Genomic DNA, 19594 nt, shown 5'->3' with positions numbered 1-19594 from the left:
ACTTGAGCCACCACGCCGCAAAGGTGAACGATCGTTTAGTATTGATGGTGAACAAGCGTTCACCCCTGCGCCGTGAGGATCCCCGAGTTGACCGTCCGCCCTGCTGCTCACCCACGCCTGGTACTGGCGGTGCTCTCCTCCTGCGGAGTGCTCGTCGCGGTCATGCAGACGATCGTCGTGCCGTTGCTGCCGCAGTTCCCCGCGCTGACCCACAGCAAGCCGGCCGACGTCAGCTGGCTGGTCACCGTGACCCTGCTGACCGGCGCCGTCTTCACCCCGCTGCTCGGTCGCGCCGGTGACATGTACGGCAAGCGGAAGGTGCTGCTGGTCGCGCTCGCGTCGATGGTCCTCGGTTCCCTGCTCTGCGCCATCAGCTCGCTCCTGCCGGTACTGATCCTCGGTCGCGGCTTCCAGGGCGCGGCCGTCGCGGTCGTACCGCTCGGCATCAGCATCCTGCGCGACGAACTGCCGCCGGAGCGCGTCATCCCGTCGATCGCGATCATGAGCTCGACCCTCGGCGTCGGCGCCGCGTTCGGCATCCCGGCGGCAACACTGGTGGTCGAGTACCTGGACTGGCACACCATGTTCTGGATCTGCCTCGGGCTCGGCCTGCTCAACATCGTGGCCGTACTGCTCGTCGTCCCCGAGTCGGCGTTGCGCAGCAGCGGGCGCTTCGACGTACTGGGTGCGCTCGGACTGAGTGGGTTCCTCGTATGCCTGCTGCTCGCGGTGTCGAAGGGGAGCGCCTGGGGCTGGGGCTCGCCGGCGACCGTCGGGCTGTTCGTCGCCGCGCTGGCGATCGTGCCGCTCTGGGGCTGGTACGAACTGCGCAGCGCGACTCCGTTGGTGGACCTGCGAGTGTCGGCCCGTCCGGCCGTGCTGTTCACCAACTTGGCGGCGCTGCTCATCGGCTTCGCGTTCTACGCCAACTCACTCAGCACCGCGCAACTGGTCCAGGAACCCAAATCGACCGGCTACGGCCTCGGCGCGTCGATCGTGGTCAGCGGGTTGTGTCTCTTGCCGGGTGGTGTCGCGATGGTGCTGCTGTCGCCCGTCTCGGCCCGGATCTCGAAGGCTCGCGGGCCGCGATTCACGCTCGCGGTGGCGTCCGGGCTGATGGCGCTCGGCTACCTCGTCCGGCTGTTCACCAGCGGGAACCTGGCCGCGATCGTGGTCGGCGCGACCGTCGTCTCGGCCGGAACCGCCGTGGCGTATTCGGCGCTGCCCGCCCTGATCATGCATGCTGTGCCGGTGACCGAAACGGCCGCGGCGAACGGCCTCAACACCTTGATGCGCACGATCGGCCAGGCGGTTTGCAGCGCCATCGTGGTGACAGTGCTGACCAATGTGGTCGCGACGCGCTCCGGAGTCACCGCTCCGACCCTGCACGCGTACCTGCTCGTCTTCGTGATCGCGGGCAGCTGCGCGCTGGTCGCGGTCGGTCTGACGCTGCTGATCCCCGCGCGGCGCGCAGTACCGGCGAGGCACCCCGAACTGGCCGAGACAGGCCGTACGACGTGACCGACGCCAGCCGCCCCGCCATCCTCAAGGCCGCCCGCCGCGCCTTCGCCCGCCAGCCCTACGACGCGGTCACCCTGCGCGGGATCGCCAAGGACGCCAACGTCAGCGCCTCGCTGATCATCAAGCACTTCGGCGGTAAAGAGGCTCTGTTCGGCCGGGTCGCCGACTTCAGCGACGCGGCCGCACTGTTGCTGGCGGCGCCGAACGAGGAGCTCGGCCGGCATGCCGTCGAAACGCTCATCAACTGGCGCCGCGAAACCGAGACCGACCTGCTCCTCCGGGTCATCTTCGCGATCGGCGTAGGCGACGAACGCAAACTCCTCCGCGACCACTTCCGCGACCAGGTCGTGCACGCCTTCGCCCAACGCCTCACCGGCGACCACGCCGCCATCCGCGCCGAACTGATCGTCGGCCACCTCCTCGGCCTCGGCGCCACCCTCTCCGTCAACAAGGAGGGCCCGGCCGCCGCGGCCGAACCCTCCCTGATCGCCGACCTCTACGGCCCGGGAATCCAAGCGCTCATCAACTAGGGCGTCACGAACATCGTTGCCATCATTCCGGCGTCGGCGTGGCCGAGGAGGTGGCAGTGGTAGAGGAAGCGGCCGGGGAAGTCGGCGAAGCGCATGATGATGCGGACCCGCTCGCCGGGCATCACGGTGACGCTGTCCTTCCAGCCTGATTCGAACGGGGCGGGAGGGTTGCCGTCGCGGTCGAGGATCTGGAAGCGGACCAGGTGGGTGTGGAAGACGTGCGGGATCGGCAGTTCGGGGGTCTCGCCGTTGAAGATGGTCCAGACCTCGGTGCTGCCGAGCTTCGGGCGGATGTCGATCCGGTCGGGGTCGAAGCTCTTGCCGTTGATCACCATCTCGCCCTTGGCGAGGTCCAGGTTGAGCTGGAAGTCGCGGTGGACCTTGGCCTGCGACTCCTTCAGGCGCTGGATCGGGACCAGCTTGCCGGGCAGCTTCGGGTGGCCGCTCGTCGACTTCACGACGTCGAAGCGCAGGAGCCGCATCGGCGTACCGAAGACGGAGCTGTTGAGGACGATCTGCGAGCCGTCCGGGTACTTGCCGAAGTCGATGATCACCTCGGCCCGCTCGGAGGGGGCCAGCGGCAACTTGCTGACGGCGACCGGGGCCGCGAGCAGTCCGCCGTCGGTGCCGATGACGTGGAAAGCGTCGCCCGAGCCCAGGGTGAGCTCATGGAGGCAGTCAGCGGACGAGCCGTTGAGCAGCCGGAACCGGTAGCGCCGCTGCTCGACGGTGAAGCGCGGGATGCTCGCCAGGGCACGCCGAACAGGACGGCGGCGATCAAGGTGAGCGCGAACGTGTAGCGGATGGTGACCAGGGCGACGCCGGTGAGATGCGAGGCCAGCGATACCCCGGCGACCTGCTCGTCGAACAGCCAGCCGTGCGCCAGTACTTCGGGAACGCTGGCGACTCCGGCGACGAGCGCGGCGGCGACGGCGTACGCGATCCGAGCCCGGGCGGTGTCGGCGCGCCAGAAGGCACGGACCGCGAGCGCGGCGATCAGCAGTACGGCGATCGTCACCGGCAACGCCAGCGTCGAGTCCCGCAGGAAATGCAGCAGCGGACTCAGTTCATGGTGCTCGCGAGCACCATGGCCTTCATGCAAGCCGACAGCACCCGCCGCGACATGCTGGTCAGGCAGGTAGACGTAATGCAGCACCCAGCCGGTCACGTAGTTCTCGACCACCCCGAGTGCCACGACTCTCCAGATCATGGCTCCCCCTTCAGACTCCCCAACCCTCACCGAGCCGCCCCTGCGCGGTCATCGGTGGCAACTGCCCATCTCACCCAGCCCACTACCTACGCTGGAGACATGAAGATCGCCTTCGCCTCGGACGACGACAACGAATGCGTGCAGGCCGTCGTGGCCTACCTCCGGTCGGAGCACGAGCTGGTCACCCCGACGGCCTCAACCACTTGGCCGACCATGTCCCAGGAGCTGGCCCAGTCGGTCGTCTCGGGGGAGTGCGATTTCGGCGTACTGATGTGCTGGACCGGCACCGGTACTGCGATCGCCGCCAACAAAGTGCGGGGAGCACGGGCGGCGACCGTCAGCGACGCGTGGACGGCTCGGGGTGCGCGGCTGTGGAACGACGCCATCCGGGAGCTGTAGGAGCTGTCTCAAGTACTGGCGGGTAATCTCAATAGTTGGGCAGAGATTCTGCTTCGGGAGTCTCGGTCAGTAAGATCGAAGTCCAGGTCGAGAGGCGCTGCGACGGGCCCGGAGGGGCTCGCCACGCTCGGTCTGGTTCGACCGAGTAAGGGCGCCTCCGGAAACTCTTCTGGAGGTGGCCGACGGTGACGGATCGTCAGACCGAGTTACGGACCTTGCTCGACCAGCGGGTCGCGGTGCTGGACGGCGCCTGGGGCACGATGCTGCAGGGCGCGAAGCTGGCGCCCGAGGACTACCGCGGCGACCGTTTCCTCGACCACAGCCACGACGTGACCGGCGACCCGGACCTGGTCAACCTGATGCGCCCGGACGTGATCCTGGACGTCCACCGGCAGTACCTGAACGCCGGCGCCGACATCACCACCACCAACACGTTCACCGCGACCAGCATCGGCCAGGCCGACTACGGCCTCCAGTCGCTCGTGCGGGAGATGAACCTCGAGGGCGCCCGGCTGGCCCGCCAGGCCGCCGACGAGGCCGGTGGCAAGTTCGTGGCCGGCTCGGTCGGCCCGCTGAACGTCACTCTCTCGCTGTCCCCGCGAGTCGAGGACCCGTCGTACCGGGCGGTGTCGTTCGAGCAGGTCAAGGACACATATGCCGAGCAGATCTCGGCGCTCAAAGAGGGCGGCGTCGACCTGCTGCTGATCGAGACGATCTTCGACACTCTGAACTGCAAGGCCGCGATCGCCGCTGCCCGCGAGGTCGCCCCCGAGCTCCCGCTGTGGATTTCGGTGACCATCGTCGACCTGTCCGGTCGCACGCTGTCCGGCCAGACCGTCGAGGCGTTCTGGAGTTCCGTCGAGCACGCCAAGCCGCTCGTCGTCGGTGTGAACTGCTCGCTCGGTGCCGCCGAGATGCGCCCGCACGTCGCCGACCTCGCCCGGTTCGCCGACACCTACGTCGCCTCCCACCCGAACGCCGGCCTCCCGAACGCCTTCGGTGGGTACGACGAGACCCCGGACCAGACGGCCGGGATGCTGCAGGAGTTCGCGCAGTCCGGCCTGGTCAACATCGTCGGCGGCTGCTGCGGTACGACGCCGGCCCACATCGCCGAGATCGCGAAGTCGGTCAAGGGGCTGCCGCCTCGTTCCGTTGTCCCGGCGTCTGAGCAGACCCGGTTCAGCGGGCTGGAGCCGTTCTCGATCGGCCCGGACACCGGGTTCGTGATGATCGGCGAGCGGACCAACGTGACCGGCTCGGCGCGGTTCCGCCGGCTGATCGAGTCCGACAACCACCAGGCCGCGGTCGATGTCGCGCTGGAGCAGGTCCGCGGCGGCGCGAACCTGCTGGACGTGAACATGGACGCCGACCTGCTCGACAGCGAGCAGGCGATGACGACCTTCCTCAACCTGGTCGCGACCGAGCCCGAGGTGGCCCGGATCCCGATCATGATCGACAGCTCGAAGTGGTCGGTGCTCGAGGCCGGACTGAAATGCGTGCAGGGCAAGGGCGTGGTCAACTCGATCAGCCTGAAGGAGGGCGAGGAGGAGTTCCTCGAGCGTGCCCAGCGGATCCGCGACTACGGCGCCGGCGCGGTGGTGATGGCCTTCGACGAGCAGGGCCAGGCCGACACCGTCGAGCGCAAGGTCGACATCTGCGGCCGGGCGTACGACCTGCTGACGCAGAAGATCGGCTTCCCGCCCGAGGACATCATCTTCGACCCGAACGTACTGGCCGTCGCGACCGGCATGTCCGAGCACAACGGGTACGCGAAGAACTTCATCGACGCGCTGCCGCTGATCAAACAGCGCTGTCCGGGTGTCCACATCAGCGGCGGTATCTCGAACCTGTCGTTCTCGTTCCGCGGCAACGACATCGTCCGCGAGGCGATGCACTCGGCCTTCCTGTACCACGCCGGCCAGGTCGGTCTGGACATGGGAATCGTCAACGCGGGCCAGCTCGCGGTCTACCAGGACATCCCGGCCGACCTGCTGGAGCTGGTCGAGGACGTCATCTTCAACCGGCGCGACGACGCCACCGACCGGCTGGTCGCCTTCGCCGAGAACGTGAAGGGCAAGGGCACCAAGCGCGAGGTCGACCTGAGCTGGCGTGAGGGCACCGTCGAGGAGCGGCTGTCGCACGCGCTCGTGCACGGCATCGTGGACTTCATCGAGGAAGACACCGAGGAGGCCCGGCTGACCCGCAAGCGGCCGCTCGAGGTGATCGAGGGCCCGTTGATGGACGGGATGAAGGTGGTCGGCGACCTGTTCGGCGCGGGCAAGATGTTCCTGCCGCAGGTGGTGAAGAGCGCGCGCGTGATGAAGCGCTCGGTCGCGTACCTGGAGCCGTTCATGGAGGCGGAGAAGGAGCTGGCCCGGCAGGAGGGTCGCGCCGAGGACGTCCGCGGGCAGGGCAAGGTCGTGCTGGCGACGGTCAAGGGCGACGTCCACGACATCGGCAAGAACATCGTCGGCGTCGTGCTCGGCTGCAACAACTACGAGGTGATCGACCTCGGCGTGATGGTGCCGGCCGCGAAGATCCTCGACACGGCCGTTGCCGAGGGCGCCGATGTCGTCGGGCTGTCCGGGCTGATCACGCCGTCGCTGGACGAGATGGTCGCGGTCGCCGCCGAGATGGATCGGCGTGGGCTCAAGCTTCCTTTGCTGGTCGGCGGTGCGACCACGTCGAAGCAGCACACGGCGGTCCGGATCGCACCGGCGTACGAGAACACGACGGTGCACGTGCTCGACGCGTCCCGGGTGGTCGGGGTCGTCTCCGATCTGCTCGACGAGGATCGCGCGGAAGAACTTGCCGTGAGCAACCATGCCGCTCAGGAGATCCTCCGCGAGCAGCACGCGAACAAGCAGCGCAAGCCGATGCTGACGGTCGAGGCGGCTCGGGCGAATCGGGAGGTCGTCGACTACGGCGAGATTCCGGTCCCCGAGTTCATCGGCGTACGCCGGGTAGCCCCCGATCTCGAGACCCTGCGCGCGATGGTCGACTGGCAGTTCCTCTTCCTGGCCTGGGAGTTGAAGGGCAAGTACCCGGCCATCCTGGAGCAGCCCGTCGCTCGGGAGCTGTTCGACGACGCGAACACGTTGCTCGACCAGATCATCGCGGACGGCTCGTTCACCGCGAAGGGCGCTTACGCGTACTGGCGGGCGCACAGCGAGGGCGACGACATCCTGCTCGACGACCTGGGTGTCTCGTTCCCGATGCTGCGGCAGCAGACCGAGAAGCCCGCCGGCCGCGAGAACCGTTGCCTGTCCGACTACATCGCGCCGAAGGGTGACCACCTCGGCGGCTTCGCGGTGGCGATCCATGGCGCCGAGGAGTTGGCGGCGAAGTACGAGGCGCAGAACGACGACTACAAGGCGATCATGGTCAAGGCGCTGGCCGACCGGTTGGCCGAGGCGTTCGCCGAGTGGATCCACCTGGAGGCGCGCAAGGGCTGGTTCGAGCCGGACGCGGAGCCGCTGCTGGAGGACCTGCACGCCGAGCGCTTCCGCGGCATCCGGCCGGCGCTCGGCTACCCGGCGAGCCCGGATCACAGCGAGAAGGAACTGCTCTTCGACCTGCTCGAGGCAGACCAACTCGGCCTCGGCCTGACCGAGTCGTTCGCGATGACCCCGGCCGCGGCAGTCAGCGGCCTGATCTTCGCCAGCCCGGCCGCGAAGTACTTCAGCGTCGGCCGGGTCGGCAAGGACCAGGTCACCGACTACGCCAAGCGACGCGGCATGCCGCTGGCGGAACTGGAGCGCTGGCTCCGCCCGAACCTGGCCTACGACCCGGACTGAGGATTTACAGTGACGGGATGACTGTCACGCTGAGGGCCGCGAGAGCGGGGGATGCCGATGCGATCGCCTCCATCTGGTACTCCGGATGGGGCGACGGGCATCTCGGGAACGTGCCGGACGAACTGGTCGCGATCCGCACCAAGGAGTCGTTCTGGGAACGGGTACCGGCCAGGATCCCCGACACGACTGTGGCACTGGCCGAGGCTGAGGTGGCCGGCTTCGTGATGGTCGTCGGGGACGAGGTCGAGCAGGTCTACGTGTCCGGCGAGCACCGTGGCTCCGGGATCGCAGGGACGTTGATCGCCGAGGCTGAGCGGCAGGTGATGGCCAACGGGTACGACGAGGCCTGGCTCGCGGTGGCGACCGGCAATGCGCGGGCCCGGCGCTTCTACGAGCGCAGCGGCTGGATCGACGCGGGTGCCTTCGACTACCCGGCGACCACCGACGACGGACACATCCCGGTGGCGTGCCACAGGTACGTGAAGAAGGTCTAGATGCTGGAGCGTGAGGCGCTGCTGGCGACGCTGCGGGAGGTCGAGCCCGGGGCGATGGTGTTCGTCTCCGGCGAGGCGGGGATCGGCAAGACCTCACTGGTACGCGCCTTCTGCGCCGACCAGCCATTGGTCCGGTACGGCTTCTGCGACGCCCTCGGTACGCCTCGAGCGCTCGGTCCGCTGCATGACATCGCGAGGTCGAGCCACGACTCCGCGCTGACCGGCCTGCTGGCGTCCGGAGCCGACCGGCACACGCTCTTCACCGCGTTCCTCGACCTGCTCGCCGCCGGACCGTCGGTGACTGTTGTGGAGGACGCGCACTGGGCAGACGAGGCCACGCTCGACCTGCTGCTCTTCGTCGGCCGCCGCATCGACGAACTGCCCGCACTCGTCATCGTCACGTATCGCTCCGAGGAGGTCGGTCGCGACCACCCGCTGCGCCGAGTCCTGGGCGACCTGGCCACCGCCCGGCCGGTACGCCGGTTGCAGGTGCCTGCACTGTCTCCGGCAGCAGTGGCCGAGCTGGCCGAGCCGCTCGGGCTGAACGCGGACCAGTTGTTCGCGGTGACCGACGGCAACCCGTTCTTCGTCACGGAGGCGCTCAGTGCGCCGGGCGAGGAGCTACCGGCCACGGTGCGGGACGCAGTACTGGCCAGGGCTGCTCGACTCGGCCCTGACGGTCGGGCTGTACTGGACATTGTCTCGCTGGTGCCGGACCGGGCCGAGCTTGCCCTTGCAGGTAAGGGGGTTGAGGAGTGCATCGAGTCCGGCATGCTTCAACTGGAAGGGCAGACCGTCCGCTTCCGTCATGAGCTTGCCCGGCGGGCGATCGAGTCCGACGTACCGGCTGTGCGGCTCTCGTTGCTGCACGGGCAGGTGCTGGACTACCTGGCCGGCTTGGACGAGGTGGATCCGGCACGGCTCTCGTACCACGCGGAAGCATCCGGGGATCGTGCCGCTGCTCTGGAGTACGCGCCACTGGCCGCCCGGCGAGCGGCAGAGGTCGGCGCCTACCGGCAGGCGGCTGAGCACTACGCGCGAGCGTTGCGGCACGCGAGCGGAGCACCCGTGGAGGTGCAGGCCTCGCTCTGGCGAGACAACGCGGAGGCCTGCGACAACAGCGGATACCTGGCTGAGTCGGTCAAGGCATCGGAGCGATCTGCCGAGCTGTGGGCGTCACTGGGCGAGGTCGACAGGCAGGCCACAGTGATGGCTCGCTGCTCGCACGTGCTGTGGAAGGCGGGCCGCAACACCGAGGCCCACGCAATGGCGCGCGAGGCAGTAGCCCTGGTGGAAGCCGGTACGCCGGGGCTCGGGCTGGCGACGGCGTACGCGGCGCTCGCCAGGTTGCTCATGCTCGGCCGGGACATGCCAGGAGCGATCGCCCTCGGGACCAAAGCGGCCACTTATGCGGAGCAGATCGGCGACACCCAGGTATTGGGTCGCGCGCTCAACGCGGTCGGCAGCGCGCATTGGCTGACCGATCCTGAGCGTGCAGTCGAGGTGCTGACGGCCAGCCTGGATGCGGCGGTCGAAACCGGCGACCAGATGGGCGTCGCCTCGGCGATGACCAATCTCGGGTCCGGCGCCGGGGAGGTACGCCGGTACGCCCTGGCCGACCACTGGCTTGCAGCGGCTACCGAATACTGCTCAGCACGCGACCTGGACGCATCCGGGAGCTACGTGCAGGCGTGGCAGTCGCGGAGCCTGTTCGAGCAGGGCCACTGGTCTGCTGCCGGCGCCAAGGCGGCCGAGGTGCTCGCTGCGCATAGCCAACACGTGCCGTCGTACATCGTGGCCAATGTGGTGCTCGGCCGGCTTCGGGCGCGACGGGGAGATCCTGACGCGGAGACGCCATTGCGGCGGGGGTGGGAACTCGCAGTACAGACAGGGGACCTGCAGCGGTTGTGGCCGGCCGCTGCGGCGCTGGCGGAGAACGCCTGGCTGCAAGGGACTCCTCAGCTGATCGAGGGGCTTGTCGCGGAGACCTATGAGCACGCGCTGGTGCTGAAGCATCCGTGGGCGGTCGGGGAGCTGGCGCAGCTACTGCGGCTCGGGGGAGTCGAGACAGAGCTTCCGGAGTACGTCGCTCAGCCTTATCTGACTGGAGAGGGATGGAAGGAGCTCGGGTGCCCGTACGAGGCTGCGCTGGCCCTGGCTGCGAGTGAGGACCCGGAGCGGCAGGTGGACGGGTTGTTCGGGCTGCAGCAGTTGGGCGCCTGGTCGACAGCCGAGGTCGTCGCGAAGCAGTTGCGCGAGAACGGCATCCAGCGCCTGCCCCGGCGCCCCCGCGGCACCACCCGCGAGAACCCCGCCCACCTGACCGACCGCGAAACCGAAGTACTGGCCCTACTCGCCGAGGACCTCCGCAACGTCGACATCGGCGCCCGCCTGCACATCTCGCCGAAAACGGTGGATCACCACGTGTCGTCGATCCTCGGCAAACTCGGTGTCTCGTCGCGCCAGGAAGCGGCTGAGTGGCTGCGGCTACACGACGCGTAGCTTGCGGGTGGCAGGGACGATCAGCAGTAGGGCGGCGCAGACCAGGCCGAGACCGGAGGCGAAGACCATCAGCGGCCGCTCCCCGGTCAGTGAGGCCAGTGGTCCGGCGATGCTTCGGCCGAGCGCCATGGTCACCAGCGAGCCGGCGACGTCGTACGCGTAGACGCGGTTGAGCAGCTCAGAGGGGATCTGTGTCTGGACGGTCGTGGACCAGATGACCGACCAGAAGGCGAGCCCTGCTCCGGCAATAGCCCAGCCGATCACCAGCACGGTCAGGTCGGGATGGAGTGCCGGGATGAGTGGGTAGATCGCGAACAGAGCCCAACCAGCCGAGCCGACCGCCAGTGGGCGGTGTGGACGGATCCGGATCGCCACAGTGCCGCCGATGGCTCCACCTGCGCCGAATGCGGCCAACCCGATGCCCAGCGCGGCTGAGTCGAGGTTCGACACGATCAGGTCGGCGCCGATCGGCAGGGAGACCCCGACGACGAAACACCCGTACAGCAAGAAGATCGTGATCACACTGGACAACCAGCGCCTTGCCCGGAACTCCTGCCAGCCCTCGGCGAGTTGACCGAGGAAGGCTGCTCCTGCTGACGGCTGGACGCCGGGCAGCCGCAAGGCGAACAAGCAGAGCGCACTGATCGCGTAGGTGGCCGAGTAGATCGCGAAGACGACGCTGGGCCCGGAGACACTCACCAGCACTCCGGCTGCCGCCGGCCCGAGGACGGCTGCCATCGATTCGGCGATGCGGAGAATCCCGTTGGCCCGCTGCACGTCGTCGGCGACCTGCGGGACCATGCTGGCCACACCAGGCTGGAACATCGCGGTAGCCACGCCACTGACGAACTGCAGCACGACGATCGTCGCCAACCCGGGAGTGCCGAGGGCGAACAACACTGCCATGCCCGCTTGCAGGACGAAGCGCGCGACGTCGGCGATCACCATCATCCGGCGAGCGGTGAAGCGGTCCGCGAGCACACCGCCGACCAGCATGCAGAGGGCGACGGCGGCGGTCCAGGAGCCGAGTGCGTAGCCGACCCCGCCGGCGCCGTAGCCGGCTTGGAGCACCCCGACCGACAGGGCCACCGGCAACATCGCGTCGCCCAGCAACGAGGTGGTGCGCGCACCGAAGTACAGGCGGAAGTTCCGCGACCACGGCGAGCTGGTCGGTGCCACCACGGTGGGTAGATCGGTCGCGCAGCTCATCGGGTCGACTCCCAGGGATATATCAGCGGCTGGTGATGAATCGATAAGATATCATCGGCGGATGATACGTGGTCAAGCTGTTTCGGCGGCGGTGATGCTCGAGGTCGGCCGGGCGCTGAGCTGTGAGAACCGGCTCAACCTGCTGATGGCCCTGACCGAGGGCGAGGCGACGGTGAGCGAGCTGGTCGACTACACCGGGACCAGCCAGCCGAACGTGTCGAACCACCTGGCCGTGCTGCGGTCCGTCGGTCTGGTCGCCAGTGAGCGCAGTGGGCGCACGGTCCGCTACGAGCTGGCATCACCGGAGGTCGGCAACCTGGTCAAGGCACTGATGGCGGTCGCCGAAGATAGGGAGCTGACCGGGCGAACATAGGGAGCTGCTCCCGATGGCCGGGCGGCCGCGGATCGGCAGAGTTCTTCGTGGGAGGCGACCCAGCCTCCCGACAACGAAGAAAGGCACTGCTGATGAATCGCTACCTGGTAGAGCGCAGCTTTCCCGAAGGCCTCGAAATCCCGACCGACGACCGCGGCGCCAAGTCGTGCCTGAACGTCGTCGACGGCAACGCGCAGCACGACGTGACCTGGGTGCACTCCTACGTGTCGCCGGACCACAAGACGACGTACTGCGTGTACGACGGCCCGTCGCCCGAGGCGATCCGCAGCGCGGCCGAGACCAACGGCCTCCCGGTCACCAAGATCACCGAGGTCCGGGTCCTCGACCCGTACTTCTACCACTGACGGCTCTCCCAGGGTTAGTTTGCTTTTGCAAGCATTTGAGCCCGTACTTGGGAGAGATCATGGTCAAGCGTTCCTGGCGCCGTCCGTCGCGCCGGCTGGTCCTCACCGGGGTCGTCACTCTCGCCGTTGCCTCCGTGGCAGGCGGAGTGGCGTACTCCGCGGGGGTGGCTGCCCAGCAGCCGGCCATCCAGACGTCGACGCCCCGGTCCGAGAAGCAGGTCACCAACATCGACGTACTGCGGCAGCAACTCCGCAACTACTACGGTGACCCGCTGGGAACCGGTACCTTCGCCGCGGACGGCAACTACGCCAAGGAGGCCAGGTCGGTCGCCAAGGACGGCACCCGCTTCCTGGCGGGCCGGCACCACACCCGTGGTACCAAGGCGATCCTGCTCGACGTCGACGACACCTCGCTGGCGACCTGGAACTACGAGATCGCCAGCAACTGGGCGTTCAACCCGGGTACCAACGGGACCTTCGTCACCGAGCAGCGCTTCCCGGCCGTCCCCGGCATGGTCGACATGGTGAAGTCGGCCGAGCGTGAGGGCTACGCGATCTTCTACCTCACCGGGCGCGGTGCGGCCCAGGAGCAGGCGACCCTCGGCAACCTGACCGCCGACAACATCGGCGTCGACGCCGGCTACCCGAAGCCGACCGATCTGCGCAACGGCGAGGACGGTCTGTTCACCAAGCCGGCCGTCGCCGACTACCCGGCGTACCTCAAGACCGCCTGCGCCGGCGACCCCAACGGTTCCTGCACAACCATCCACTACAAGTCCGCCACCCGGGCCCACATCGAATCCCTCGGCTACGACATCGTCGCCAACTTCGGCGACCAGTTCAGCGACCTCAAGGGCGGCTACGCCGACCGCACCTTCAAGTTGCCGAACCCGAACTACTACCTGCCCTGATCCCCGCCTGATCAGGCATGGCCTGTCCCGTGCTTGATCGGTAGCGTCGACTGCGTCTACTGATTGGGGGAACGGGGATGCCAACAGCGGAAAGTGTTTTCGCGCTGGTCGACAAACAGGATGTGCGGGGGATCGGGGCGTTGCTCGCGCCGCGGGCGAGGTTTGCCATCGGCAACCGTGAACCGGCCAACGGGCGGGACGAGATCGTCGCCACCCAAGGGATTTTCTTCACTTTGGTGCAGGGGCTGAGGCATGAGCTGCTGCGCGAATGGGCAGTTGACGACACCACCATCGCCGAGGCCAACGTGACCTACACCCGGCTGGACGGTCGCGACGTCACGGTGCCGGCGGTTTCGATCTGGACGGTTGACGAGGCCGACCTGATCACGGACTTCCGGGTCTTCATCGACCAGAGTCCGGTCTTCTTCGAGGAGCCGCTGGAGTGCTAGCGCGGTAGGACGCCGGTGAGGACCGTCTGCAGGGAGTCGCGGAGGGCCGGGCCGAAGGTGATCCGGAAGGCGGCGACCTCGGGGTCCGTCTCGTAGACGGCGAGGATCGCGGCCGAGGGGTGGGAGTGCGTCCAGATGGCGCCGGTGAGCATCACGGTCGCCGCGATCAGCCGGCCGGCGCCGTCCTCGCCCAGCTCGGGGAGGCGGGCGAGGACCTGCCGGATCATCACGGCGTAGTTCGCGATCGAGCTGCGCTTGAACGCGGCCGCGACCTCGACGGAGATGTTGTGCTCCAGTACGGCGGCCTGCGCGGCGATCAGCGCGCACAGCATCGGCCGTGACTCCAGCGTCGTGACGATCGCGTCGACCACCAGGCCGGCGCGCTCGCCGCCCGGTGCGTCGAGGTCGACGGTCGCGGTCAGTTCGGCGTCGAACTGGTCCATCCAGGCGCGCGTCTCGGCGTCGAGCAGCTCCAGCAGGACCGCCTCGCGGGAGTCGAAGTAGTTCAGCACGTTCGACTTCGCCAGCCCGACGCGGCGGCTCAGCTCGTTCAGGCTGAGCTCGGCGACCGGCATCTCGGCCAGCATCGCCGCCGCGGTGCTGAGGATCGCCTGCCGCCGGACGGCCCGCTGCTCCTCGCTCCGGGCCCGCTGGAAAGTCGTCATGCTCACATCCTACAGACCGCTGGTCTGTTGTCATCAGACCAGCGGTCTGATAACTTCGTTCGTAACAGACCGGCAGTCTTTTACGAAGGAGCAGCTCATGTACGACGTCCCGGACCAGACCGGCAAGTACGCAGTGGTGACCGGCGCGAACAGCGGTACCGGCAAGGAGACGGTCCGGCGGCTGGCCGGCGCCGGCGCCCGGATCGTGATGGCGGTCCGGACGCCGTCGAAGGGCGAGGCGGCCCGGGCGGAGATCCTGGCGCAGTACCCGCAGGCGCAGTTGGAGGTCCGCCGGATCGACCTGGCCGACCTCGAGTCGGTCCGCGAGTTCGCCGACGGCCTGATCGCGGACGGCGCGCCGATCGACCTGCTGGTCAACAACGCCGGCGTGATGGCCCCGCCTTCGAGGATGACCACCTCCGACGACTTCGAGCTGCAGTTCGGCAGCAACTTCCTCGGCCCGTTCGCGCTGACCCTCCGGCTGCTCCCGCTGCTGCTGGCCGCGCCCGCGCCGCGGGTGGCGACGATGAGCAGCGGCGCGGCGAACTTCGGCCGGATCAACTTCGACGATCTCCAATGGGAGCAGAGCTACCGCCCCAGTACTTCGTACGCCCAGTCGAAGCTGGCCGACCTGATGTTCGCCCACCACCTCGCGGCGATCGCCCACGACCGCGGCTGGAACCTGATGAGCAACGCGGCCCACCCCGGCTTCACCAGGACCAATCTGCAGTCCACCGGCCCGAGCCTCGGCCTGGACAAAACGCCTTTGCTGGTTCGGTTCTTCGAGCGGTTCAACCCGTTGCCGTCGCAGGGGGTCGAGCAAGGCGCCGAGCCGTTGCTGTACGCGGCGACCAGCCCCGAAGCAACCGCCGGCGCCTACTACGGTCCGAGCAAAAGGTTCGGCCTCGTCGGCCCGACCAAGCTCGCCAAGGCCCCTCGCCGATCCCTCGACGACCAAACGAACGCACGCCTCTGGCTGGAAGCCGAACGCCTCACCGGCGTCTCCCTGCCCAGCCGCGTCGCTTGAGTCTGGCCGAGTGGGCCGCGCCGACCTATGGTGCGGAGATGAGTCAGTGGTCGCAGGGGGAGATCTACGAGTCGTATGTCGGGCGATGGAGCCGGCTGGTCGCGGTCGAGTTCGTGGAGTGGCTGGACCAGCCAGCGGGACTGCGGTGGCTCGACGTCGGTTGCGGGACCGGGGCCTTGACGAGCGCGGTCCTGGCGGGTGCGGCACCGAGTGCAGTGGTCGGGGTCGATCCGTCGGAGGGCTTCATCGGGTTTGCCCGGGGCGCGGTGACGGATGAGCGGGCTCGCTTCGACGTGCTGTCCGCGGCCGAGCTGAGCGTCGAGGCAGTCGGTGGGGCAGTGGACGTGGTGGTGGCCGGGCTGGTGCTCAACTTCATTCCGGAGCGGGTGGAGGCGTTGCGCCGGATGCGGGAGATCGGCCGGACGGTCGGCGTGTACGTGTGGGACTACGCCGATGGCATGCAGTTGATGCGGTACTTCTGGGAAGCGGCGGCCGACGTCGTACCGGACGATCGGGAGCGGGACGAAGGCCGGGCGTTCCCGTTCTGCAATCCCGCTGGGCTCGAAGGGCTCTTCACCGAGGCCGGCTTCAGCGACATCGAGACCCGCGCGATCGTCGTACCGACTGTGTTCGAGTCATTCGACGCGTACTGGACGCCGTTCCTCGGTGGCCAAGGGCCTGGACCTGCCTACCTGCGCAGCCTTCATCCCGACACCCAGACAGCGATCCGGCATCTGGTGGAGTCGCGGTTGCCGGCCAACCCGGACGGCTCCATCGAGCTCACTGCTCGTGCCTGGTCAGCCCGCGCTACGAGCTGATCGCCAGTTGCTCTGCAGTAGGCCGAACAGCAGGTCGTCGGTCCACTCGTCCTTGAACCACGTGTTCTGCGGCCGGAACCCCTCCTGCTGGAACCCGAGCCGCTCCAGCAGTCGAGCCGACGCGACATTGCGAGCGTCGACCTCCGCGGAGACCCGGTGGAGCTCCCGCACGGTGAAGAGCTGGTCGAGCAGCCCGCCGACCGCCTCGGTCGCGTAGCCCTTGCCCTGGTACTCCGGCGCCAGCGTGTAGCCGATGTCGGCCTGCATCAGGTTGTCGAAGGTGTTCAGCCCGATGTCGCCGATCAGCTGGCCGTCGAGCGCGATCGCGTACTGGAACCACCCCGGCTGCAACGGATCCCCTTCCGCGAAGCGCGCCACGGTCCGCTGCGCCTCCTCCGGGCTGAAGGGCGCGTTCCAGGACTGGAAGCGGGCGACCTCAGGCACCGACCGGTACGCCGAGAAGGCTGCCGCGTCCTCGGGCTGGAAACGGCGCAGCTCCAGTCGTTCGGTCGTGATCATCCACCAAGTATGGATGTCAAGAAGGGCCGTTCGGCCGCGTACTTGTGGTGAGGGCCGCAGCGCGCGGACCGGGACGGAGGAGGGCGATGAAGTACTTGCTGGTTCTGCAGGTCGACGCCGGGGTGCAATTGACGACCGAGCAGCGCGAGGAGGTGCACGCCGGGCGCAGCGAGTTCGAGCGGATCGCGTCCGAGGCCGGTGAGCTGGTCGGTACGCAGGCGCTCGCCGATCCCTCGCGGAGCACGGTGATCCGCAGCAGGCGCGGCCGGCAAGAGGTGTCGGCCGCGCCTGTCCGGGAGGAGTACCTGAGCGCGTACTACCTCGTCGCCGTCGACGATCTGGATCGCGCGCTCGAACTGGCCGCCCTGCTTCCCGACGTACGGATCGATGGACTGGCAGTGGAGATCCGCCCGATCATGTGTGGCGCTATAGCGTCAGATAGCGCGTAGCGCCGGCCGCACCGGCGACGTCGACGGTGACCTTGGTGCCCATGACGGTCAGGCGGATGGTGGTGGCCAGCTGGGTCGGGTCCGAGACGGCGAGCTCGATGTTGCGGCCCCGGATGCGGGCGATCACTGAGCAGGGCGTGTCTGTTTGGAGGTCGCCGACTCGGTCGGGCTGCCAGAAGTTCACCAGGGTCATACCGAGAGGCATGCTGGTTACTGCCTGCACTGAAGCGGTGTTTCGCAGTACGAGCAGGCCGGAGCCCTTGGACAGCTGCTTGGTGCGGGCAGCCGAGGCTCCCGGCACCAGTAGATAGCTGTACGCCGCTCCGCTGGGGTCGACGCCGTGGTCTTGCCACATGGTCAGGTAGCGACGGGTGATGGGCGTGATGGGCCCGCCGGTGTTGATGTCGTGCCAGGAGCCTGTCCGTGCCTCGCGACGGAGGTGCAGTGTCGAGCCACTGGGGAAGATGTAGCCGCCTACGCCGTCCAGGTGCGCCCACTTGGCGTTGTTGATCGTTGCGGAGTCGCCTAGCGTCGGTACGCGGCTGAGGTCGTCCACGGTCAGGGCGTTGGTGCCGCTGCTGTGCAGGTTGCGGTTCTCGATCACTGTCTCGACGGGATAGCCACTGCTGCCCGTGATGCCGGCACCTAGCGCAACGACGTACTCGTCGAGGCAGAACCAGGACTTGCGGGCGCGCATGGGTGATACCGGGCCCTGGAGGTCCTGCCCGACCGCTGCGTAGCCGTCGAGGGTGCTGCCGCCGACCCAGGCCGTTGTTGGGCGGGCCTCGCCCCACTCGCCACCTGCCTTCGGGGGAAGGGGGAGCTTGTCCACTGTCGTGCCGGGGAGCCGGGTGCGGTCCACCGTCGGCCAGAAGGCGTCGGCGTACTGCCCGTTGTCCTTGTCGTACAGGTAGGTCATGCCGGAACCGCTGTGGTAGCCCTGCTCGTTCTCGCCGTTGCCTGACTCGTAGTAGGCGATTCGGCGGCTGGCCATCGAGATCGAGTACGCCCAGCCGGAGCGCCGATGCACCGAGCGGTCCATGCTGGCGAACAAGGTATGCCCGTCGCGCTCGGGTGCCGGGGCCACGCCGCGGAGCGACTTCACCAGGGTCACTCGTGGGATAGTTGCCCCCGACAACATGTTTCCGAAGGTGTCGCGCTGCAGCCAGCCGGCCACCGCGGATCGCCATTGCGTCGCGAGTGTTGTGTCGACTCCGGCGGCGAGGCGCAGGATCGCCTCGGCCGCGGTGTAGCCGTCGTTGTGGTCGGAGGCGTTGTAACGGGAGACCGCGCGGCCGCGGACGAAGTCCATCATCCTTGCGTCGTGGACGACTGGAAGGTATGCCTTCGCGACGGAGTCGAAGAGGATCTGCCGTTTCGGGTCGGTCACCTGCCAGGGAGAATTCGCCAGCAGGGCAAGGAGTTTGCTGATCCCGCTGAGCAGGACATGGCCGTACGTTCCGGTGTAGGCGACCCAGGTGTGTTGCACGAACGAGCCGTCGCGGTAGAAGCCGTCGCCGGTCGTCACGTACTGCCAGGTGTCGCTGAGGCCGTCGCGCGCGTGGGTCAGTTTTGGCTCGTCGTCGGTGACGAGCGCGCGGACGATGATCGCCTGGCAGAGGTCGACCCGGTTGGCGCCGGTGGAGAGGACCTTGCCGCGCTCGGGCGGGAACATCCAGTACGGGTCGGCGACGAAGTGGTCGATGGCGGCGCAGTAGCGCTCGCGGGTTGCTGGTGCGAGTTCGGCGTACAGGAGGACCAGTGTGTTGGCGAGGGGGCGGGTGGCGCCGATCTCCCACGACCACCAGTTGCCGAACTCGACCGTGCTGGGGTTGTAGATCAGTTGGTCCATCGACTCCAATGCGGCTTGGAGGTCGGCTAGCAGCGAGGCGTTCGAGTGGTACGCCGAACCGGGGGTGGCCCAGGCGGTCGCCAACTGCTCCAAGCGGACGTAGGTGTTGGCGACGGACGGGTCCTGGTTGAGCGGGTAGTCGGTGAAGACGGCTTTGCGGCCGATGGAGCGGTCGAGCTTACCCAGCGATGCCTTGACCGCGTTGTCGAGCCGGGTCAGGGCTGCGGCGTAGTCGGGGTCGGTGGGGTCGAGGGACGCGCCACCGGTCAGGTCGGCGACCCACTTGGCGCGCAGTGCGGCGAAGTCGGCGGGGGCGGCGAAGGCGGTGGCGGGGAGTCCGAGGGACATCGCTGCGACGGTAGCGCTGGAGGCAGCCAGGAACGTACGGCGTTTCAGCATGGCGGGGTTCCTTCAGAGAGGCGGATCACTGAGGAAGAGCTGCGGGGGTTGCTCCTCGCCCCGTGCGTGCTGCGCGGCACTCGGCACCTGCTCGCGACTGCACGG

19 protein-coding genes are annotated in these 19594 nt (G+C 68.0%); 13 read left to right on the top strand and 6 right to left on the bottom strand.

Going from position 1 to position 19594, the window contains the following annotated elements; genetic code table 11:
* Nucleotides 1-87: 87 nt before the first annotated feature.
* On the top strand, nucleotides 88-1521 hold the full coding sequence (locus AB0M15_RS00740; RefSeq protein WP_363812520.1) for an MFS transporter: 1434 nt from the start codon (nucleotides 88-90) through the stop codon (nucleotides 1519-1521).
* On the top strand, nucleotides 1518-2051 hold the full coding sequence (locus AB0M15_RS00735; protein ID WP_363812518.1) for a TetR family transcriptional regulator: 534 nt from the start codon (nucleotides 1518-1520) through the stop codon (nucleotides 2049-2051). Before AB0M15_RS00740 ends, AB0M15_RS00735 begins: the two co-directional genes overlap by 4 nt.
* On the opposite strand, the gene AB0M15_RS00730 is transcribed toward AB0M15_RS00735, so the two are convergent.
* Nucleotides 2048-2635, bottom strand: coding sequence for a multicopper oxidase domain-containing protein (locus AB0M15_RS00730; protein WP_363812516.1), 588 nt, complete (start codon nucleotides 2633-2635; stop codon nucleotides 2048-2050). The genes AB0M15_RS00735 and AB0M15_RS00730 overlap by 4 nt on opposite strands.
* Entirely contained in the window at nucleotides 2602-3261 is a 660-nt protein-coding gene (locus AB0M15_RS00725; RefSeq protein ID WP_363812514.1) for a hypothetical protein, read from the bottom strand. The genes AB0M15_RS00730 and AB0M15_RS00725 overlap by 34 nt, the downstream gene beginning before the upstream one ends.
* Before the next feature lie 99 nt (nucleotides 3262-3360).
* Here AB0M15_RS00725 and AB0M15_RS00720 point away from each other — a divergent pair, with 99 nt between their 5' ends.
* The 4 genes from AB0M15_RS00720 to AB0M15_RS00705 all read left to right on the top strand — a co-directional run bounded on the left by AB0M15_RS00720 (nucleotide 3361) and on the right by AB0M15_RS00705 (nucleotide 10453).
* Nucleotides 3361-3660, top strand: a complete 300-nt coding sequence (locus AB0M15_RS00720) for an RpiB/LacA/LacB family sugar-phosphate isomerase (RefSeq protein WP_363812512.1) — start codon at nucleotides 3361-3363, stop codon at nucleotides 3658-3660.
* A 185-nt stretch (nucleotides 3661-3845) separates the two neighbouring features.
* Nucleotides 3846-7457, top strand: coding sequence for a methionine synthase (metH, locus tag AB0M15_RS00715; RefSeq protein ID WP_363812511.1), 3612 nt, complete (start codon nucleotides 3846-3848; stop codon nucleotides 7455-7457).
* Nucleotides 7458-7474: 17 nt separating this feature from the next.
* Nucleotides 7475-7951: a GNAT family N-acetyltransferase gene (locus AB0M15_RS00710; protein WP_363812509.1), complete on the top strand. Its 477-nt coding sequence runs from the start codon at nucleotides 7475-7477 to the stop codon at nucleotides 7949-7951.
* Entirely contained in the window at nucleotides 7952-10453 is a 2502-nt protein-coding gene (locus AB0M15_RS00705; protein WP_363812507.1) for a LuxR C-terminal-related transcriptional regulator, read from the top strand.
* On the opposite strand, the gene AB0M15_RS00700 is transcribed toward AB0M15_RS00705, so the two are convergent.
* Nucleotides 10439-11662, bottom strand: coding sequence for an MFS transporter (locus AB0M15_RS00700; protein ID WP_363812505.1), 1224 nt, complete (start codon nucleotides 11660-11662; stop codon nucleotides 10439-10441). The genes AB0M15_RS00705 and AB0M15_RS00700 overlap by 15 nt on opposite strands.
* A 61-nt stretch (nucleotides 11663-11723) precedes the next feature.
* On the opposite strand from AB0M15_RS00700, the gene AB0M15_RS00695 reads away from it, so the two are divergent.
* The 4 genes from AB0M15_RS00695 (at nucleotide 11724) to AB0M15_RS00680 (ending at nucleotide 13760) form a co-directional block, all read left to right on the top strand.
* Nucleotides 11724-12035 carry a metalloregulator ArsR/SmtB family transcription factor gene (locus AB0M15_RS00695; protein ID WP_363812503.1) on the top strand — a complete coding sequence of 104 codons (312 nt, stop codon included), beginning with the start codon at nucleotides 11724-11726 and terminating at the stop codon, nucleotides 12033-12035.
* Nucleotides 12036-12127: 92 nt separating this feature from the next.
* Complete coding sequence (locus AB0M15_RS00690; RefSeq protein ID WP_363812501.1) at nucleotides 12128-12400, top strand: DUF4242 domain-containing protein; 273 nt, start codon at nucleotides 12128-12130, stop codon at nucleotides 12398-12400.
* Nucleotides 12401-12459: 59 nt separating this feature from the next.
* Nucleotides 12460-13311, top strand: coding sequence for an HAD family acid phosphatase (locus tag AB0M15_RS00685; protein ID WP_363812499.1), 852 nt, complete (start codon nucleotides 12460-12462; stop codon nucleotides 13309-13311).
* Nucleotides 13312-13388: 77 nt separating this feature from the next.
* A complete protein-coding gene (locus AB0M15_RS00680; protein ID WP_363812497.1) occupies nucleotides 13389-13760 on the top strand; it encodes a nuclear transport factor 2 family protein in 372 nt (123 codons plus the stop codon).
* Here AB0M15_RS00680 and AB0M15_RS00675 read toward each other — a convergent pair.
* Complete coding sequence (locus AB0M15_RS00675) at nucleotides 13757-14425, bottom strand: TetR family transcriptional regulator (protein WP_363812495.1); 669 nt, start codon at nucleotides 14423-14425, stop codon at nucleotides 13757-13759. The two genes, AB0M15_RS00680 and AB0M15_RS00675, sit on opposite strands and share 4 nt — an antisense overlap.
* A 97-nt stretch (nucleotides 14426-14522) precedes the next feature.
* Here AB0M15_RS00675 and AB0M15_RS00670 point away from each other — a divergent pair, with 97 nt between their 5' ends.
* Nucleotides 14523-15452: an SDR family oxidoreductase gene (locus AB0M15_RS00670; protein WP_363812494.1), complete on the top strand. Its 930-nt coding sequence runs from the start codon at nucleotides 14523-14525 to the stop codon at nucleotides 15450-15452.
* 38 nt (nucleotides 15453-15490) lie between these two features.
* Nucleotides 15491-16270, top strand: a complete 780-nt coding sequence (locus AB0M15_RS00665; RefSeq protein ID WP_363812492.1) for a methyltransferase — start codon at nucleotides 15491-15493, stop codon at nucleotides 16268-16270.
* Here the strand turns inward: AB0M15_RS00665 and AB0M15_RS00660 are convergent.
* A complete protein-coding gene (locus AB0M15_RS00660; protein WP_363812490.1) occupies nucleotides 16250-16789 on the bottom strand; it encodes a GNAT family protein in 540 nt (179 codons plus the stop codon). The two genes, AB0M15_RS00665 and AB0M15_RS00660, sit on opposite strands and share 21 nt — an antisense overlap.
* 86 nt (nucleotides 16790-16875) lie before the next feature.
* Between AB0M15_RS00660 and AB0M15_RS00655 the strand changes: the two genes are divergently transcribed.
* Entirely contained in the window at nucleotides 16876-17238 is a 363-nt protein-coding gene (locus AB0M15_RS00655) for a hypothetical protein (RefSeq protein ID WP_363812488.1), read from the top strand.
* Here the strand turns inward: AB0M15_RS00655 and AB0M15_RS00650 are convergent.
* On the bottom strand, nucleotides 17216-19489 hold the full coding sequence (locus AB0M15_RS00650; protein WP_363812486.1) for a polysaccharide lyase 8 family protein: 2274 nt from the start codon (nucleotides 19487-19489) through the stop codon (nucleotides 17216-17218). The two genes, AB0M15_RS00655 and AB0M15_RS00650, sit on opposite strands and share 23 nt — an antisense overlap.
* Between the last annotated feature and the right edge of the window lie 105 nt (nucleotides 19490-19594).

Source organism: Kribbella sp. NPDC051718, from assembly GCF_040681515.1.
Lineage (GTDB): Bacteria > Actinomycetota > Actinomycetes > Propionibacteriales > Kribbellaceae > Kribbella.
This window is presented reverse-complemented; position numbering and strand designations above follow the sequence as displayed.

Bases quoted from the DNA above. Each gene is read 5' to 3' on its own strand.
- AB0M15_RS00690 (WP_363812501.1), top strand. From the start codon at position 12,128: ATGAATCGCTACCTGGTAGAGCGCAGCTTTCCCGAAGGCCTCGAAATC.
- AB0M15_RS00680 (WP_363812497.1), top strand. From the start codon at position 13,389: ATGCCAACAGCGGAAAGTGTTTTCGCGCTGGTCGACAAACAGGATGTG.
- AB0M15_RS00685 (WP_363812499.1), top strand. From the start codon at position 12,460: ATGGTCAAGCGTTCCTGGCGCCGTCCGTCGCGCCGGCTGGTCCTCACC.
- AB0M15_RS00725 (WP_363812514.1), bottom strand. From the start codon at position 3,261: ATGATCTGGAGAGTCGTGGCACTCGGGGTGGTCGAGAACTACGTGACC.
- AB0M15_RS00695 (WP_363812503.1), top strand. From the start codon at position 11,724: ATGATACGTGGTCAAGCTGTTTCGGCGGCGGTGATGCTCGAGGTCGGC.
- AB0M15_RS00720 (WP_363812512.1), top strand. From the start codon at position 3,361: ATGAAGATCGCCTTCGCCTCGGACGACGACAACGAATGCGTGCAGGCC.
- AB0M15_RS00650 (WP_363812486.1), bottom strand. From the start codon at position 19,489: ATGCTGAAACGCCGTACGTTCCTGGCTGCCTCCAGCGCTACCGTCGCA.
- AB0M15_RS00670 (WP_363812494.1), top strand. From the start codon at position 14,523: ATGTACGACGTCCCGGACCAGACCGGCAAGTACGCAGTGGTGACCGGC.
- AB0M15_RS00700 (WP_363812505.1), bottom strand. From the start codon at position 11,662: ATGAGCTGCGCGACCGATCTACCCACCGTGGTGGCACCGACCAGCTCG.
- AB0M15_RS00675 (WP_363812495.1), bottom strand. From the start codon at position 14,425: ATGACGACTTTCCAGCGGGCCCGGAGCGAGGAGCAGCGGGCCGTCCGG.
- AB0M15_RS00660 (WP_363812490.1), bottom strand. From the start codon at position 16,789: ATGATCACGACCGAACGACTGGAGCTGCGCCGTTTCCAGCCCGAGGAC.
- AB0M15_RS00655 (WP_363812488.1), top strand. From the start codon at position 16,876: ATGAAGTACTTGCTGGTTCTGCAGGTCGACGCCGGGGTGCAATTGACG.
- AB0M15_RS00710 (WP_363812509.1), top strand. From the start codon at position 7,475: ATGACTGTCACGCTGAGGGCCGCGAGAGCGGGGGATGCCGATGCGATC.
- AB0M15_RS00665 (WP_363812492.1), top strand. From the start codon at position 15,491: ATGAGTCAGTGGTCGCAGGGGGAGATCTACGAGTCGTATGTCGGGCGA.
- AB0M15_RS00705 (WP_363812507.1), top strand. From the start codon at position 7,952: ATGCTGGAGCGTGAGGCGCTGCTGGCGACGCTGCGGGAGGTCGAGCCC.